Consider the following 16,619-nt stretch of genomic DNA (forward strand, 5'->3'; position numbering starts at 1 on the left):
GTTATTTACCTTTCTATTTGTTAAAATAGGGATGGGTCTTATAAAGGGACCAAGATAAAGGAGCGTTCATTTCATGCTATCAATATTTAAACGTTCAAATCAAACGAACGATCGACAACTTCGCAAATACAGGAAAATTGTCCAGCAAATAAATAAATTAGAAGCTACATATGAAACGATGTCAGATGAACAACTGGCATCTATGTCAGATAAATTCAAAGAACGTATCCAATCAGGTGAGAAAATCCCTACTATCATACCGGATGCATTTGCTGTTGTCCGTGAAGCATCGAAACGGGTTCTTGGTATGCGTCATTTCGACGTACAGCTTATCGGAGGACTTGTACTCACTGAAGGTAATATCGCAGAAATGCCAACGGGCGAAGGTAAAACACTTGTCGCTTCCCTACCATCGTATGTTCGCGCACTTGAAGGAAAAGGCGTTCACGTTATTACAGTGAATGATTACCTTGCAAAACGTGACTACGATCAAATTGGTCAAATTCATAGGTTTCTAGGACTTTCTGTCGGTCTCAATGTCCCGATGATGCAAGGCCCTGCAAAACAGGCAGCTTATAACGCAGACATCACGTATGGTGTCGGAACTGAATTCGGTTTTGATTACCTACGTGATAATATGGCGCAGCAAGTAGCACAGCAAGTTCAACGTCCATATCATTTCGCCATTATTGACGAAGTGGACAGCATCCTTGTCGATGAAGCCAAAACACCGCTTATTGTTGCGGGTAAAATGCAGGCTGATGCGGATCTTCATTACATAGCGGCACGTCTTGCCAAACGCTTTGAGAAAGGCGTAGACTTCGATTTTGACGATGAAACAAAAGCAAGTTCCCTAACTGAAGATGGAATCTCTAAAGTTGAAAAAGCGTTCGGTGTTGATAATTTATACGAATTGGAGCACCAAACCCTTTATCATTATATGATTCAAGCATTACGCGCACGCGTGATTTTCAATCGCGATGTGGATTATATCGTTCGGGATCAAAAAATTGAGCTTGTTGATATGTTCACAGGGCGAATTATGGAAGGACGGACTCTTTCCGATGGTCTTCATCAGGCAATCGAGGCGAAAGAAGGACTGCCCGTTACTGAGGAAAATAAAGCACAAGCCCAAATTACAATTCAAAACTATTTCCGTATGTACAAAGAGCTTTGCGGCATGACAGGTACAGCGAAAACACAAGAAAAAGAATTCCGTGAAGTGTACGGCATGGACGTCATTCAGATTCCGACAAACCGCCCGCGCGCACGTATTGATTCACCTGACCAAGTATATGAAACTATTGATCATAAATATAAAGCAATGGCAAAAGAAGTATCCGAACGCAATAAAAAAGGACAACCTGTTCTCGTAGGTACAACTTCTATTTTACAATCGGAAAAAGTTGTCCAATATTTGGACGAATATAAACTTAAATACAACTTACTGAACGCCAAAAGTGTTGAGCAGGAAGTGGATCTCATTTCCAAAGCGGGCCAACTCAACCAAATTACAGTCGCGACAAATATGGCAGGTCGCGGTACTGATATCGTACTTGGCGAAGGTGTCGAAGAAATCGGCGGACTTTTCGTACTAGGCACAGAAAAGCATGAAAGCCGTCGTATCGACAATCAGCTTCGCGGTCGTTCCGGGCGACAAGGAGACCATGGCGAAAGCCGTTTCTTCCTATCTCTTGAAGACGATATGTTTAAGCGATTCGCAAAAGAAGAGCTTGAGAAGTTTACTAAGAAGGTAACAACGGATGCTGATGGCCTTGTACAGAATTCTGAAGTCAATGAATTGACAGAGCGAACACAACGCATCGTGGAAGGCGCACATTATTCAATGCGTGAATACAACTTAAAACTCGACGATGTCATTAATGACCAACGTGAAGTCGTTTATACCTTACGTCATAATGTTCTGATAGGGAAAGACATTCAAGAACAATTGAAAACGATGCTTAAAGAAACTGTAGAATTTGTTGTCTTGGATAGTTGCCCAGACCAAGAAACTTCGAACAACTGGGATTACGAGCGGATTGAACGTACGATGGACAGCCTATTATTGGAATCTGTATCGATTCCACGTAAGCTTGAAAAAACATCAGATATTCTGAAGCATTATGAAGTGCCACTAGCTGACTTGCTCAGCTTCATCGATTCATTCGAAGATAATGAACGAATCAATCAGATGATTCCGCAAGTAATGCTTTCACATATTGACACAATGTGGGTTAAACACTTGGAAGTTATGATACGTTTAAAAGAAGGTATCGGACTTCGCTCATACGGACAAGAAGACCCGATGCGTATCTACCAACGTGAAGGTCTTGAGCTTTTCGGACGTCATTATCAGAAACTACGTCGCAGCATTGCATCTGAAGTTATTAGCTTTATGAAACTCATTAAAGAACAGGAGGCACAACAATGAAGCTTTTCACTTTTTTCAAGAAAACTGAAAAAACGGGTAAGGATAGCACAATTGGATCCGAAGAAATCATTGACGGTGTCAATGCAACAGTAAATACAGATTTAGTCGAAACAACGCTATCCCTTCACCCTGAATGGAATGTGCCACAGGAGCAGGAATACGTATTCCGTTTTCTATCGAACGAACTTGAACCACTCAAACCGAACCAGATCTCCCTATCAGGAATCGACATCGACGTCGAACCTGCTAACGGTAGCTGGCTCGTTAAAGCCTTCTTCCGTTCTTCCCTGGATCAGCAAATTGCTGTCGGATCAGTTGAATTAATGCTGCTTGATGAAGAAGGAAAAACACTCGCTTCGGACGAATTCGATTTGAAGGAACTCGGCGACATTCCAGCACGCAGTGCAAGACCATGGGTGTTTGTCTTCACAAAAGACAATACATTTACAGAACTTCCACCTAGTGAAAACTGGAAACTGGCATTCAATGTTCAATCGATGGTGCCTCATAAACTAGAGTTGGAACAAGCTTGGGAAGACGGTTTAACGGCAGAACAAAAAGACGGACTTACAAAAGTCATTGAAGGGCTTCCAAAACTGAAACCACGCGAAGTGAATATTAGTGGATTCCAAGTGAAGCAACAGGATGATGGCGGTATTGCTGCATCCGTATTTATTCGTAATGGCCACTCAAAGCAAATCAACATTGAGAAACTACCACTAGAATTAATTGATGCAACTGGCGATTTGATTGCCAGCGGTTCATTTGCACTTGGCCCACTCTCAGTTAAAGCGAACACTTCAAAACCATGGACGTTCATTTATCCAAAAGAACTAATCCAAAAAGGCGAGCCCGATTTGTCGCGCTGGACAGTTCGCGTACCACAGCAAAACGCGTAAGGTAGCCCCCGAGCGCCTGACACTTAGATGTTATTCAGTGAGAAAATTTTAAAGCCGACATTTCATTTTCAAACGAAATGTCGGCTTTTTCTTTGGCATTTTTTACTCAACCTCCTTTTTCAGAGTGCAGATTGTAGAACGCTTTGCGCTTTGAAGTTGCATTATTGAGGGAGATTTAAATTTAGAGTGTACATTGTAGATCGCTTGGCGCTTTGGGGATGCCTCTTGCCCTGAGCCTGGATTAACGCTTCGCATCCACTCTCATGGCTTCGGCTACCTCTATGCCGCGCCTTCGCTGGAATGTTCATCATCAATAGAAATATAGTTTTGAGATGAATAGACTGAGATTATCATGTAATTACTATGTGATACTAACTTCATTGAAGATAAACGCACTACTGGTTACATATTTATTCCCCGATAACGACATGTTCCTTCTAATAGACCATCTAGCGAAGGCGCGACTTCGTGGTAGCCGGAGCGATAAGACTGAAAGCGCCCTTCTTTCCGGCTTATCGCGGGAGGCATCCACAAAGCGCAGAAGCGGTATTAGCAGGATTTCTGTTTCATTCCATTTATTGATACTGTTGTTAAATGCATTCACTCGATTTATCGCACTATAGATTGCAAATCTCATCCCCTATAACAAAATGCTCTTTCCTTATATATAGACCATATAGCGAAGGCGCGACTTCGTGGTAGCTGAAGCGGTAGTAGCAGAATTTCTAATTCATTCTCACTTGCATCAAATGCGCACCCCTTACTCACAACAAAAAAGACAGCACCAAGCGTCCCCTTTTCAGGTCGCTTGGTGCTGTCTTTTTAGATATTATTTAACTGAAGCAACTGAATTCACGCCATTGATACGTTTTGCACCAACATAGCGTTTTCCCCAGTAATGAGGATCGTTCAACTTATCAACACGTACCCCTTTTGAACTGGAAGCATGTGAAAATTTACCATTACCTATGTATATACCTACATGTGAAACCCCTTTACCTGACGTATTAAAAAACACTAGGTCTCCAGCAGCTAAATTTGTTTTTTTAACAGTAGTTCCTGATGCGTGCATGCTAGCCGCAGTACGCGAAAGTTTAATATTGTTTTTCTTAAAAACGTACGAAACGTAGCCCGAACAGTCAAACCCTCTTGTTGTTGTACCGCCGTAACTGTACTTAACTCCTAAAAGACTTGTAGCCGTTTTTGAAATTGCAGCTGGTTTAGATGAAGCTTCAGCTTGTCCAACGAAAGGTGCGACGAGTAACAGTAATGACATTGCAATGATTGAAAATGTCTTTTTCATAGTATCTATAAGATTCATATGTTCCCCCAATGAATTAATTTATCTGAAAATACTCTCTAGAACAAGATTACCACGCTTTAAACACTGCTTACATTACAGTTGTGTGACAACAATATTACATAAATCGCAATATAGGACAATATTGAAACATAATAACCTATTATTAGTGTTTATAGGTTTATAAAGAGGGAACTTAGATTAGTAACACTATTCTTTAGGAGGCGAGCGCTATGAAACATGAAGATGACTTATCGGATAATCTTAAACACCCCTTACATGAAAATGGAAACGGTTGGTTGGATAATGATCATATTGAAAAGAAAAACTCCGGCAGAAGCTTTATACGCGATCCCTATTTAGACCACGCAGCTGGAGATTACGAACCTCTTCAAGATGATAGTCGTTACCGTCACACCGATAATGTAGAACAAATACCCAAAGAACGAATAAAGTTTTCATCTTTACAGCCACACGATAGCCAGATGGAAGAAGACGAACGTTTGCTATCTGAACAAGATAACCGTACAGAGATAATTGAAGAGATTAGGGCTTCATTCGGCGCATTGGATCATGATCGTCCTTAACATCTTTTCACAATAAAAAGACAAAAAGGTGAGTACCTACTATCTGTAGGGACTCACCTTTTAATTTTCCTCTTATATGTCAAGATCAGTTATAACAATTACATCATCATGACTCAAAAGTTCCGTTATCGGCCACTCAGATGTTCTATTACCTTCAAGCAACTTGCCAATTGCAGCACGTTTCTTTTCGCCGAAAGCGAGCAAAATCAGTTTTTTCGCGTCTGTAATTGATTTGATGCCCATCGTCAATGCTGTTTCAGGAATTTTTTCATCATTTTCAAAGTACTGGCTGTTCACGCCTAATGTCGATTCAGTTAAATGTGCCACATGTGTGACCGAATCAGAAGAAGTTCCGGGTTCATTGAATGCAATATGGCCATTCTCCCCTACGCCAAGCAATTGAATATCAAGCGGGTACTTTGTAAAAAGAGCTTCGTAGTCTGCAGATTCTTTATCCAAGTCCTCCGCCATTCCATTCGGTATATTTGTTTCTTTGAATTTCTTTTTACTAAAAAGATGTTCATTCATAAAATAAGCATAGCTATTAGGGCTAGATGCCGGGATACCAATATACTCATCCAAATTAAAAGAAACCACATCTGTAAAATCAAGGTCTGATTCCGTCCATTTATCATACACAGGAACCATCGTGCTACCTGTAGCAAGACCGAGAACAGCTAACCGTCCACTGTCAAGTTCCTCTTTAATAATCTTGAAGACATGCTCCGCACCCTGTCCCGGACTATCAACTTTTATGAGTTTTAAATTTTCCATATAGATCATCCAACTTTCGTTATGATTTAGTCCACGCTTAATTGTAATTTCCTTACACATTTAGGTCAACTTTTATGACATGAATAATTCATGAAGTCGACTGCTTTCTATACCCTCACACATTAGCTAGTAAACCATTTATCTAGCCATTACCGCTTATGAATTCATATGAGAATTACGACACATTTATGAATGAAATGTGAAGACTTTGTGAAATAGCAACTATATCGAAAGTCATAGGGTTTTCCCTAATTCCGCTATTAGTAGATTTGACTATGATAAAGGTAAGACGAATTCACTTCGCCGAAAAAGGAGGTGTCACCATTGGGGAAAAGAAACTCAACTCACCAATCCACTACTAGTTTAAAAGGTACATTCATCGCAGTCATGTTGCTGGGTATCTTCATTTTGGTAGCCTGGTTCGGGTTTTATGCACTATTTATGTCTAGATAATTACTTAATTTGGGAGGGTTACATATGCATTTGCATAAATATGAAAAGATTTGGCTCATTTTTGGAATGGCTTCACTTGTTCTATTCTTACTTATTATCGGCTTTGCTGCATTCTGGAAAGGAACGCACCCGCAAAGTCATATCGAAACCATTGATCCACAAAATGTTGAAGCACACGAAGCATTCAAACCTGAAAATCTTGGTATTCGCGAAGTTGCTGATGGAAAATATATCGTTAATATTGTTGCGTCTGCATTCAACTACGATGTTGGCAAAGACAAAGACGGTAACGCTATTAAAACGATTCGCGTACCAAAAGGTTCCACGGTCCTTTATCAAGTTACCACAAAAGACGTTGTCCATGGCTTCCAAGTAGCCGGAACGAATGTCAATATGATGGTTGAACCTGGCCATATAAGCCGGTATGAAACGGTTATGAAAAATACAGGCGAATTCACGGTTGTCTGTAACGAATACTGCGGCATCGGTCACCACCAGATGTTCGGAACTGTGGAGGTGTATGAATAATGGCTAACAATCAATTGCTACTTTCTAAAAAAGACTCTCGATTATACATGGCATTCATGTACGTGACGTATATTTCCCTTTTTGTCGGCGGTTTAATGGGATTGCTACAAACACTCGCCCGATCAGGTAAATATAAATTACCTTTCAATATCGATTATTATACAATCCTTACCGTCCATGGCGTCATTCTTGGGCTCGTCCTCACTACATTTTTCATCATCGGATTCCAATTCTCACTAATGGGAAAAACGGTCGGACTTTCGGAAAAGCAGAGGAAATTTGCATGGCTCTCTTTCTGGGTAATGCTAATCGGGACTGTTGTGACAGCAATTACGATTCTAGTTGGTGAAGCATCTGTATTGTATACGTTCTATGCACCACTCAGAGCCCATCCAGCGTTCTATTTCGGTCTTGCATTCGTCATTATCGGCAGCTGGATTGCAGCATTCGTCAACTTCCGTCAATTGTATGTCTGGAAAAAAGCGCATAAAGGCGAGAAATCACCATTGCTTGCATTCATGGTTACCATCAACATGCTTATGTGGTTCATCGCTACAATCGGGGTGGCAACATCTGTTATCATCCAGTTCATACCTTGGTCACTCGGTTACGCTGAAACCATCAACGTATTGCTCAGCCGTACTTTGTTCTGGTATTTCGGTCACCCGCTCGTTTATTTCTGGTTGCTTCCTGCTTACATGGCATGGTATGTCATCATTCCCAAAATTATCGGCGGAAAATTATTCAGTGATTCCCTTGCACGACTTGCTTTCATCTTATTACTCATGTTTTCAATTCCAGTAGGCTTCCATCACCAGCTGACAGAGCCAGGTATTGACCCTACATGGAAATTCATTCAAGTTGTACTTACATACATGGTAGTTATCCCATCACTGATGACAGCTTTCTCGATATTCGCTACATTTGAAATTACAGGTAGGAAGAAAGGCCATAAGAGCCTATTCGGCTGGTTCAAAAAGTTACCTTGGAAAGATGTCCGTTTCCTTGCGCCATTCATTGGGATGGCCGCTTTCATACCAGGAGGAGCCGGCGGTATCGTTAACGCTTCTCACCAAATGAATGCACTCGTCCATAATACGATTTGGATTACAGGTCACTTCCATTTAACTGCTGCGACAACAGTCATCCTAACGTTTTTCGGAATTACGTATTGGCTTGTCCCTCATTTAACGGGTAGAAGACTTACACCTAGATTGAACAAACTTGGGATTATCCAAACATTCACCTGGACAATTGGTATGACAATCATGTCAGGTGCTATGCATATTCAAGGATTACTTGGCGGACCTCGCCGTTCAAACTTCTCAGAATATGCAGGTGGCGAACAAGTCGCAACTTGGATTAATTACCAAATTGCGCAGGCAGTCGGCGGAACGATTCTTTTCATCGGTATCCTCTTGATGGTCTACATTTTCATCCAGCTTACTTTCTTTGCACCGCGCGGCGTAGAAGAATTCCCGATTGCGGTAGAAGAAGATAATGCGGAGCCTACACCAAAAATTCTTGAAAACTGGTATTTATGGATTGCGATTACAATCGCACTCATCCTTTTCGCTTATACGATTCCAGTCATCGATATTCTAAAACATTCACCACCAGGATCACCGCCATTCGATTGGCCAATCGGCAGAGGCTAATATAAAAACAGCTTTGATATCTGGTTATGTCCAGAATATCAAGGCTGTTTTTTAACATGTATCATGACAATTTACGGGATCCATTCTAGAAGTATAGTTATTCTCTCGTTTTCAAATATAGCTATAGCTTACTTTAGTGTAATGTTCTATTTAATAGACGATTGTCCGATTTCTCAGCTATAATGTTAGACGGTCAGCTATGTACATAATTTCATCAAGGAGTTGCAAATTACTTGTCTCTACAAAAGAATTTCGTAATCGGCCTGATGCTTTTTGCATTGTTTTTGGGCGCCGGTAATATAATCTTCCCCCCTCTTCTCGGACAAATGGCGGGCGATGAACTTTTCATTGCAATGATTGGTTTCCTAATTACAGGAGTCGGATTGCCGCTCATCGCAATTCTTGCAATCGCCAATGCTGGAGGCGGCTTAGAAACCATTGCAAGCCGGGTACATCCATACTTTGGAATCACTTTCACAATGATTGTTTATATGGCGATTGGTCCATTTTTCGGTATTCCTAGAACTGCAACTGTGTCCTATGAAATCGGGATTGTTCCATTTTTGCCCGATAGCATTTCAAATGCACAGTGGCCACTCGCTTTGTTTACAATTGTATTCTTTGCCATCACTGTGTCGCTTGCATTGAATCCTGCAAAACTTGTCGATCGTATCGGAAAAGTGCTAACGCCTATCCTCTTCTTAGTCATTGGTGCGCTTGCCGTGAAAAGTATTGTTTCCCCTATGGGTGAAATTAAGCAGCCGCAAGGCGATTACGCATCTCATCCATTTTTCCGCAGCTTTGTTGAAGGTTATCTGACGATGGATGTCATCGCGGCTCTCGTATTTGGTATCGTTGTGATAAATGCACTTAAAGCTGAAGGTGTAACATCAAGACAGGCCGTTATGAAAGCGATGGTTTTCGCAGGACTTGTTGCAGCAATCGGACTTGCAGTCGTCTATATTTCACTAGGGTTTATCGGTGCAACTAGCGTTAGTGTTGTCGGGATACAGAATAATGGAGGCGCGGTTCTTGCTCTCGCATCGACTATTTTGTACGGATCCTTTGGAACAACTGTCCTCGCATTGACAATCATTTTTGCCTGTTTAACAACATCAATTGGCCTCGTTTCAGCATGTGCACAGTATTTTGAACAGGCATTTCCGCGTAATTCTTATAAAACTTATGTTTTCATTTTCGCGGGATTCAGTACGATTATCTCAAACTTCGGCTTGACACAGCTGATTTCAATTTCAATTCCAGTCTTGCTAATGATTTACCCGTTAGCTATTGTTCTTATGCTCATGTCATTCGTCGACAAATCATTCGGTAGAAAGCCGATTGTTTATATATTAGCGTTAATCGCAACCGCTGGTGTCAGTATCTTCGATGGATTGAAAGGTGCTGGGATAGATATTAAACCAGTCAATGATATTCTCGCCTATCTCCCGCTTTATGAACAGCAGATTGGTTGGCTTGTACCCGCGATTGTCGGAGCACTTATTGGAGTCGTATTCAGTTCGTTGTTTAAAAAACGCATTTAGTTGTCAGAAATTTCAACGTTCCTTTTCAAATGTTGATGCAATCAATCGATATTCATCAACACTGAATTCTGATGAGATGCCGATGGTGGCTATTTGGCAAAAGTCGGCGAGCGATTAAATGATGAACCGGGCCCTATTGATGACTTGAATAACACTTATTCATTTACTCTTTCGGGTGATGATGGCGGACTATTCGGTTGGAAGTCCCTAGCAACTTTTATCTTCGTAGGGAATGCGGATGTAGCCACCAAATCATACACAGTCAAACCCGGCGACGACTCGACACAATCGGCATGCATACCAATTCATTTAATGTGGACAAACCCGTACCAAGAGATATAGTATTTTTCGGGAGCGGTATCTCACATGCGGGGATTTATTTGGGCGATGGGAACTTTATCCACGCTGCTTCGCAATAGGTTGAGATTTCTTCAATTGATTCGGGCTACTGGAAAGCTAAATTCACCGGTTTCAAACGTTTTAATCAGCTTAATTAACACATACAGCCATCCCTACTTCGGGCTGGCCACTTCTGAAATAGCATTCATAGACAGATGGGATGTGTCGTCAACTAATGACGACGCATCCCATTTTTTCTATTTTATTGTTTATCCCTGCTCCTATTCTTCATCAAGACTGAGTGGGAATGAAGCTACATATGCGCCTATCCAGCGATGGGGTGACCGTCATTGATAGAGTTGTAATTCAGTGTGTACATTATAGACCGCTTGGCGCTTTGGGGATGCCTTTCGCCATGAGCCTAGATTAACGCTTCGCATCCAATCTCATAGCTTCAGCTACCCCTTTGCCGCGCCTGCGCTGGAGTGTTCCATTATTGAAAGTGTTTTTGAGATGTGTGGACTGAGATTATAATGTGATTACTATATGATACTAATTTAATTGTAGAAAGACGCAATATAGATTGCAAGTCAAATCCTCAATAACGAAATGTGCTTTCTAAAATAGACCATTCAGCGCAGGCGCGTCTTCGTGGTAGCCGAAGCGATAAGACTGATGGAGGGATACAGTTCAATCCCTCCCTGCTCTTCATTCTGGCTTATCGCGGGAGGCATGAGGCCACTGAAAAAGTTCTTTATTATAATAAGAACTAGTTGATTGTAGTGGAGAGCGGCGACTCCAGCGGGAACAGCGCGAGCTGAAGACCCCACAGGAACGCAGTGACGAGGAGGCTGAAGCCGTGCCCGCGGAAAGCGTCCGCTCGGAACGGAACCAACGGCATTGAAGGAAATCAGACTTTTTCTGCGCCCTTGGAGGCATCCACAAAGCGCCGAAGCATCATTAGCAGGATTTCTAATTCTACAGACTGTATCGGGACTTTTATTAATCGCCTTCGCAATCCCCGATAACGAAATACGCGTTCTTACATCTACCTTCCAGCGAAAGCGCGTCTTCGTGGTAGCCGAAGCAGACCAGCACGATCTCTAATTCATTTTTCCCTCCTTATTAAAACACACCATTATCCGGGATACCCCCTTGTAACTGCACGATTTGTAATATATAGTTAAATAGGAAGCTATTCTACTAAGTCACTGAAAGAAGTGAATCGAATGTTTAATGACAACCGATATCTAGATTACAGCGGAGCTGGGTTCCGCAAAGACTTAATTGCAGGTATCACTGTTGGTATTGTAGCCATTCCGCTCGGGATGGCTTTTGCAATTGCATCAGGTGTCAAACCGGAATACGGATTATATACAACCATTATTGCGGGTCTCCTCGTCGCATTATTAGGAGGATCACGTTTCCAAATTGCTGGACCTACAGGAGCTTTCATCCCAATACTGCTTGCAATTGTTCTCCAATATGGTTATGAGGATTTACTTATCGCAGGATTTTTAGCAGGTATATTCCTCGTCATTATGAGTTTCATTGGAATCAGTAATCTCATCCACTTCGTCCCGCGGTCTGTCACAATCGGCTTCACCGCGGGAATCGCCGTTATCATCTTTACCGGTCAATTAGGTAATTTTTTCGGAATCACCGGATTGGAAAAAAGAGAGTTTTTCCATGAAAACATGATTGACCTCTTCAATTAGTTTCACACGGTTAACATTTTCAGTATAGGTACAGCCATAATTGGGCTTATCATAATCTTCATCTTGCCAAAAGTAGCCCCTCGTGTTCCGTTACTGCTTATTGCATTACTAATTCCGACCCTCATTTCTATCTTCTTGTTCCCTGGTAAAGTTGAAACCATCGGGACTGCATTTGGCGGTATTTCTCGTGCACTACCTAGCTTCAATTTTCCACAAATTACACTAACAAAATTAGTAAACCTGTGGCAGCCTGCCCTCATTATTGCGGCACTCGGTGCAATTGAGTCATTATTGTCCGCTGTCGTTGCGGATGGAATGAAGCCAGGAGTAAAACATGATTCGAAACGCGAGTTATTCGGACAGGGAATCGCCAACATCATTACACCCTTGTTCGGAGGTATCCCGGCAACAGGAGCCATTGCCCGCACAGCCACGAACATCCGATCAGGAGCAGTCAGTCCAATATCAGGTGTCGTACAAAGTGTTTTCGTCCTAGTATTCCTACTCCTCCTTGCGCCGTATGCCTCCTACATTCCGCTAGCGGCAATGGCACCGATTCTTATGTATGTCGCCTGGAATATGAGCGCACGCAAATCATTCGTCCATATTTTGTCTATACGTACAGGAGATTCAATCGTTTTACTAACAACGTTTCTTCTGACGATTTTCATCGACTTGACAGTTGCAGTTCAGGTTGGTATTTTGCTTGCTGCTCTTTCATTCTTACGTAAAATGAGTGGTAAACTCGACATGAAGGAAGCGAAACCATCTGAAGTAGAAATGATTAAGTTTGGCGAAGAGGATACTGTTTCATTAGCAAAATATATTGTGGATGGCCCTATTTTCTTCGGTACTGCAAAAGGATTTGAAGACAAATACCCCGCTATCTTGCTAACGGGTGCTAAGAAAATCATTCTCGATGTGGAACACCTCTCTGTTATTGACGCGACGGGAGAAGCAGCCCTCTTTGCACTACTGGATCATGCAGAAAAAGCGGGTATCCAAATAATTATCAAACGGTTGCCTAAAGAGAAATTATCTCTTTTCAAAAAGAGCGGACTGTATGATAAAATTGGCGAAGATAATTTTTCATGTAGAATAATCAACCCGTAAAATGCAAATTTTTAAATCCTGTACATCTACCTACATTAAAAAGACGACATTTCAAACTGAAATGTCGTCTTTTATCCTTATTCTATCCAATTATAATTCCATTTCACCCCTGCATACACAGCAAGCAATACGAATCAATCATCAGGGAAATAACGCCAAGATTGCTAACAAAGACACCTCGGCTTTTATATCTGTCTATCATTCGACAATTTCGGATAAAGGCATATGAAATTCGGTATCGTATAGGCTGTAATAATCGCATCCGCAGGCTTCGAAGTACCGCATTGATTGCCAATCGCTACTTCCCGAAGAAAACCAAACAATCTATCGAAGATGTTAATGATTGCGACAGCGCCGATAATTTTCATTAATTTACTCATTGATCTTTTCTAGTTACTTCCCAGACGTTCGGTAAATCGACAGTAATTGCTCTACAATCGTTTCAAAGGAGTGTGCTGAAATTCTTGACTGCACGACTTCTTCATTAATCACATCCGAATCACCATCCAGTGCTTTCCACAGACCTTCTGCTAGGGATGCAGGATTTTTTGGTTCTACTAAAATTCCAGCTTGATCTGACAAGAGAGATGTAAGTCCACCGACATTTGTTCCGACCACTTTTGTTCCTGCAGACATCGCTTCCAGTGCAACCAAGCCAAAGCCTTCATGATACGAAGGCAGTACCAGCGCGTCTGAAGCCGACATCCAGATTGCTAAATCCGCTTGACTTAGCGGTTCTTTAAAGTGGATATCTTCAACGTCTTTTTCACGGATGAATGAACGTAACTCTTCAAAAAAACGAGCATCTTTCTGCGACCCTATTATATATAATTTACTATTGGAAAATGACATTTTTAGTGAATCGAATGCCTCGACGATCTCTAGAAGCCCTTTTTCTCGAATCACATTTCCGACGAATAACAGTACTTTCTCTTCTATAGGAAGAGATAGCTTTTCTCGCGCCTCTTCTTTCGACATATAACTAAAAACTGATGTGTCAATCCCCATACTCATGACATGTACATTTCCCTCTGGAACCTCGAAGCGATTTGTCACATCCTCACGAAGTTTGTCTCCTACAACGATGACCGCTTCTGCTTGCTGCAAGATATTTTTTGTCATGTCAGCAATACGCTGACTTTTTGCAGCCATCTTGTCAATATCCCCACCGTGAACAGTCACTACGTAAGGAATACCAAAAAACTTTTTCCCCATCAATGAAAGGAGTCCAGTTGGAAAAGCATAATGCGCATGTGTTAACGCCAAAGATTTGCGATTTTTTGTCAAATACAAAAATGAACGAGAAAACCATAAGGTATATTTTTTCAATGCATTTACTTTCCCACGACCAGGATTCTGATTTACGACCACATCGACATCAAGACCGGTTGACTGAAGAAGCCTAACCTGATTTTTCACGAACAAACCAAATGTCGGATGTTGCAGCGACGGGTACATATTGCTGAATACCACAATTTTTTTCGATTTATTTTTCATTTAAAATCTCATCCCATCTTTCAATAACCATACAAGCTGAGTCATTATTTTTCATTCAATGATTATACCATATCAGCCAGCTTTCGACCTCCCGGCAGTAAATATAACAAAAAACACGATTACTATACGAAAAAAAGCCAACTGATGGGTTTGAAACCCGTTTAGATGGCGTTTTTCATAGGTTTATAAGTTAATAGAGCGCTATTGGGTTACGAAGCTATGACATTCGGCAACCATGAATTCGACCTCGATGGATCCGCTGACGGACACAAAGCATTAGCGGATTTCATTATAGGTGCAGAATTCCCGTTCATTAGCGCAAACACTAATTTCTCGTCAGATTCACTTTTCGAAGGATTATAATCCAAAACAGCTGAAACGAATTCTGAAAACGGTAAAAATCTACAATAGCATCATCAGAGAAGTGAATGGTGAAAAAGAATGTACCAGGCATCGATGTAATTGTAGGCGACCATACGCACGTTTAACTGTACGAGCCTTTTGTTGTGAATAAAGACATTGAACCTGTCCTAATCGTTCAGGTCAATGAGTACAACAAATTCTTAGCCCAACTTGACATTACATTCGATGAAAAAGGTGTTATTAAAGACTACAACGGTGTCCTCCATGCTGTCGGTGGTGAAAATGCCGCCATAGATGAAGGCGCAGCGGCCATCCGTAAGCCATTCGCTGACAAAGTCAAGAAGACGATGAAAAAACCGACTGGCGCGTCTGCAGGCGTATTCCTAAGAGGTCTGCGTGATCTCGGCGGTGTACGTGCGGGAGAAACGAACCTTGGCAATCTCATTACTGACGGGATGCTGGCAAAAGCAAAAGAAATTGATCCATCGACCGTTATCACATTCCAAAACAGTGGCGTTTGATAAGTCCAATTTCGTAAGCCACTGAAATTTCTGTTATTGTATCTGCAGCATATTTATTAATATCACTGAACGGTACAGTACCAGTCGCTTTCAAATCAAGCGCGCGAACAATCCATGAAGCGGCTTGAGCACGTGTCATTATTTTTTCAGAACCGTACGTTGTGTTAGTGCCTTTTTAGATTCCTCGTTAATATAGATCAGATACGTACGGATATGCCCAGCTATCATAAGCCACATCGCTGTAAGGTACTTTAGTTAGAATACGTCCTTCAATTGTGGAATCGATTGTCCAAACAGACTTCATATGATCTGCGAACGTTTCAGCTTTTCCATCGAAAACAAGCTTCATGCCTGCTATATGTAGGAAACCGCCTGATTCTTTCGACTCGGGATTGTTAAAGGCACGGACGGCAAATTTATGGCTGGTCAGTCAACTACACGCGAACACGTTGCTAAAATCGTTTCGAACTTTATTAATAATAGTAAACAAGTGAAGAAAGAATAATAGCTATAAAAACACAATGCAATAAAAAGTGATCTCTCTCCCCTTTCCTGTTGAGTGAGACCGCTTTTTTCATTTTTGAAAACCAAGAGACTCCGTAAATTCATTATTTTTCTGAGGAATCTGTTCGACCATTTTCGGAGGTTTCTTCAAATTGTTCAACGTGTTTTTCTTCGCTCATTTTCGGTTCGAAGTCCGGAAATGGCTTTTCACTTGGCATTCCTGTAAATCCATTGCTCGCATTTTGATCCTCTTCTTTTTTCGGATCTCGCTGATTTTTCTCCGTCAACGCAGTCAGCTCCTTACTTTTTATATACTATAGACATACCCCTAATCCCTGCTCTTCACTCTTTTCATTTAAAACGATTATTCTAATGATGAATGCAAAC

At 41.5% G+C, this 16,619-nt stretch carries 18 protein-coding genes and 1 pseudogene; 12 read left to right on the plus strand and 7 right to left on the minus strand.

Annotated elements, in window-relative coordinates; all coding sequences use genetic code 11:
- Positions 1-73: 73 nt before the first annotated feature.
- Together secA2 and AC1TO6_RS13200 are read left to right on the plus strand one after the other, a co-directional pair.
- Positions 74-2,434: an accessory Sec system translocase SecA2 gene (secA2, locus tag AC1TO6_RS13195; RefSeq protein WP_482102077.1), complete on the plus strand. Its 2,361-nt coding sequence runs from the start codon at positions 74-76 to the stop codon at positions 2,432-2,434.
- On the plus strand, positions 2,431-3,333 hold the full coding sequence (locus tag AC1TO6_RS13200) for an accessory Sec system S-layer assembly protein (RefSeq protein WP_482102078.1): 903 nt from the start codon (positions 2,431-2,433) through the stop codon (positions 3,331-3,333). The genes secA2 and AC1TO6_RS13200 overlap by 4 nt, the downstream gene beginning before the upstream one ends.
- A gap of 829 nt (positions 3,334-4,162) precedes the next feature.
- Here the strand turns inward: AC1TO6_RS13200 and AC1TO6_RS13205 are convergent.
- Complete coding sequence (locus AC1TO6_RS13205) at positions 4,163-4,654, minus strand: C40 family peptidase (RefSeq protein ID WP_482102079.1); 492 nt, start codon at positions 4,652-4,654, stop codon at positions 4,163-4,165.
- A gap of 212 nt (positions 4,655-4,866) precedes the next feature.
- On the opposite strand from AC1TO6_RS13205, the gene AC1TO6_RS13210 reads away from it, so the two are divergent.
- Positions 4,867-5,220 carry a hypothetical protein gene (locus AC1TO6_RS13210; protein ID WP_482102080.1) on the plus strand — a complete coding sequence of 118 codons (354 nt, stop codon included), beginning with the start codon at positions 4,867-4,869 and terminating at the stop codon, positions 5,218-5,220.
- A gap of 72 nt (positions 5,221-5,292) precedes the next feature.
- On the opposite strand, the gene AC1TO6_RS13215 is transcribed toward AC1TO6_RS13210, so the two are convergent.
- Complete coding sequence (locus AC1TO6_RS13215) at positions 5,293-5,994, minus strand: glucosamine-6-phosphate deaminase (protein WP_482102081.1); 702 nt, start codon at positions 5,992-5,994, stop codon at positions 5,293-5,295.
- Positions 5,995-6,318: 324 nt separating this feature from the next.
- On the opposite strand from AC1TO6_RS13215, the gene AC1TO6_RS13220 reads away from it, so the two are divergent.
- The 8 genes and pseudogenes from AC1TO6_RS13220 to AC1TO6_RS13255 all read left to right on the plus strand — a co-directional run bounded on the left by AC1TO6_RS13220 (position 6,319) and on the right by AC1TO6_RS13255 (position 13,347).
- Entirely contained in the window at positions 6,319-6,447 is a 129-nt protein-coding gene (locus tag AC1TO6_RS13220) for a cytochrome c oxidase subunit 2A (protein WP_482102082.1), read from the plus strand.
- Between the two features lie 24 nt (positions 6,448-6,471).
- Complete coding sequence (locus AC1TO6_RS13225) at positions 6,472-6,975, plus strand: cytochrome c oxidase subunit II (RefSeq protein ID WP_482102083.1); 504 nt, start codon at positions 6,472-6,474, stop codon at positions 6,973-6,975.
- Entirely contained in the window at positions 6,975-8,633 is a 1,659-nt protein-coding gene (locus AC1TO6_RS13230; protein ID WP_482102084.1) for a b(o/a)3-type cytochrome-c oxidase subunit 1, read from the plus strand. The genes AC1TO6_RS13225 and AC1TO6_RS13230 overlap by 1 nt, the downstream gene beginning before the upstream one ends.
- A gap of 233 nt (positions 8,634-8,866) precedes the next feature.
- Complete coding sequence (gene brnQ / locus AC1TO6_RS13235) at positions 8,867-10,177, plus strand: branched-chain amino acid transport system II carrier protein (protein ID WP_482102085.1); 1,311 nt, start codon at positions 8,867-8,869, stop codon at positions 10,175-10,177.
- A 93-nt stretch (positions 10,178-10,270) separates the two neighbouring features.
- Complete coding sequence (locus tag AC1TO6_RS13240) at positions 10,271-10,519, plus strand: hypothetical protein (RefSeq protein WP_482102204.1); 249 nt, start codon at positions 10,271-10,273, stop codon at positions 10,517-10,519.
- On the plus strand, positions 10,471-10,596 hold the full coding sequence (locus tag AC1TO6_RS13245; protein ID WP_482102192.1) for an NlpC/P60 family protein: 126 nt from the start codon (positions 10,471-10,473) through the stop codon (positions 10,594-10,596). The genes AC1TO6_RS13240 and AC1TO6_RS13245 overlap by 49 nt, the downstream gene beginning before the upstream one ends.
- 1,248 nt (positions 10,597-11,844) lie before the next feature.
- Positions 11,845-12,822 (plus strand): annotated as a pseudogene (locus tag AC1TO6_RS13250) (SulP family inorganic anion transporter); the annotation flags it as partial.
- A gap of 192 nt (positions 12,823-13,014) precedes the next feature.
- The gene (locus AC1TO6_RS13255; protein ID WP_482102193.1) at positions 13,015-13,347 is read left to right on the plus strand and encodes an STAS domain-containing protein; all 333 of its coding nucleotides are present in this window, start codon (positions 13,015-13,017) and stop codon (positions 13,345-13,347) included.
- 185 nt (positions 13,348-13,532) lie between these two features.
- On the opposite strand, the gene AC1TO6_RS13260 is transcribed toward AC1TO6_RS13255, so the two are convergent.
- Both AC1TO6_RS13260 and AC1TO6_RS13265 read right to left on the minus strand, forming a co-directional pair.
- The gene (locus tag AC1TO6_RS13260) at positions 13,533-13,715 is read right to left on the minus strand and encodes a hypothetical protein (RefSeq protein ID WP_482102086.1); all 183 of its coding nucleotides are present in this window, start codon (positions 13,713-13,715) and stop codon (positions 13,533-13,535) included.
- Between the two features lie 25 nt (positions 13,716-13,740).
- On the minus strand, positions 13,741-14,844 hold the full coding sequence (locus AC1TO6_RS13265; RefSeq protein ID WP_482102087.1) for a glycosyltransferase: 1,104 nt from the start codon (positions 14,842-14,844) through the stop codon (positions 13,741-13,743).
- A 506-nt stretch (positions 14,845-15,350) separates the two neighbouring features.
- Here AC1TO6_RS13265 and AC1TO6_RS13270 point away from each other — a divergent pair.
- The gene (locus tag AC1TO6_RS13270) at positions 15,351-15,728 is read left to right on the plus strand and encodes a hypothetical protein (protein WP_482102088.1); all 378 of its coding nucleotides are present in this window, start codon (positions 15,351-15,353) and stop codon (positions 15,726-15,728) included.
- Here the strand turns inward: AC1TO6_RS13270 and AC1TO6_RS13275 are convergent.
- The 3 genes from AC1TO6_RS13275 to AC1TO6_RS13285 form a co-directional block, all read right to left on the minus strand.
- Complete coding sequence (locus AC1TO6_RS13275; RefSeq protein ID WP_482102089.1) at positions 15,703-15,867, minus strand: hypothetical protein; 165 nt, start codon at positions 15,865-15,867, stop codon at positions 15,703-15,705. The two genes, AC1TO6_RS13270 and AC1TO6_RS13275, sit on opposite strands and share 26 nt — an antisense overlap.
- Before the next feature lie 48 nt (positions 15,868-15,915).
- Complete coding sequence (locus AC1TO6_RS13280; protein WP_482102090.1) at positions 15,916-16,077, minus strand: hypothetical protein; 162 nt, start codon at positions 16,075-16,077, stop codon at positions 15,916-15,918.
- A gap of 259 nt (positions 16,078-16,336) precedes the next feature.
- Positions 16,337-16,519 carry a hypothetical protein gene (locus AC1TO6_RS13285; RefSeq protein ID WP_482102091.1) on the minus strand — a complete coding sequence of 61 codons (183 nt, stop codon included), beginning with the start codon at positions 16,517-16,519 and terminating at the stop codon, positions 16,337-16,339.
- Positions 16,520-16,619 lie beyond the last annotated feature (100 nt).

The sequence above is a fragment of the Sporosarcina sp. Y352 genome (assembly GCF_056786535.1).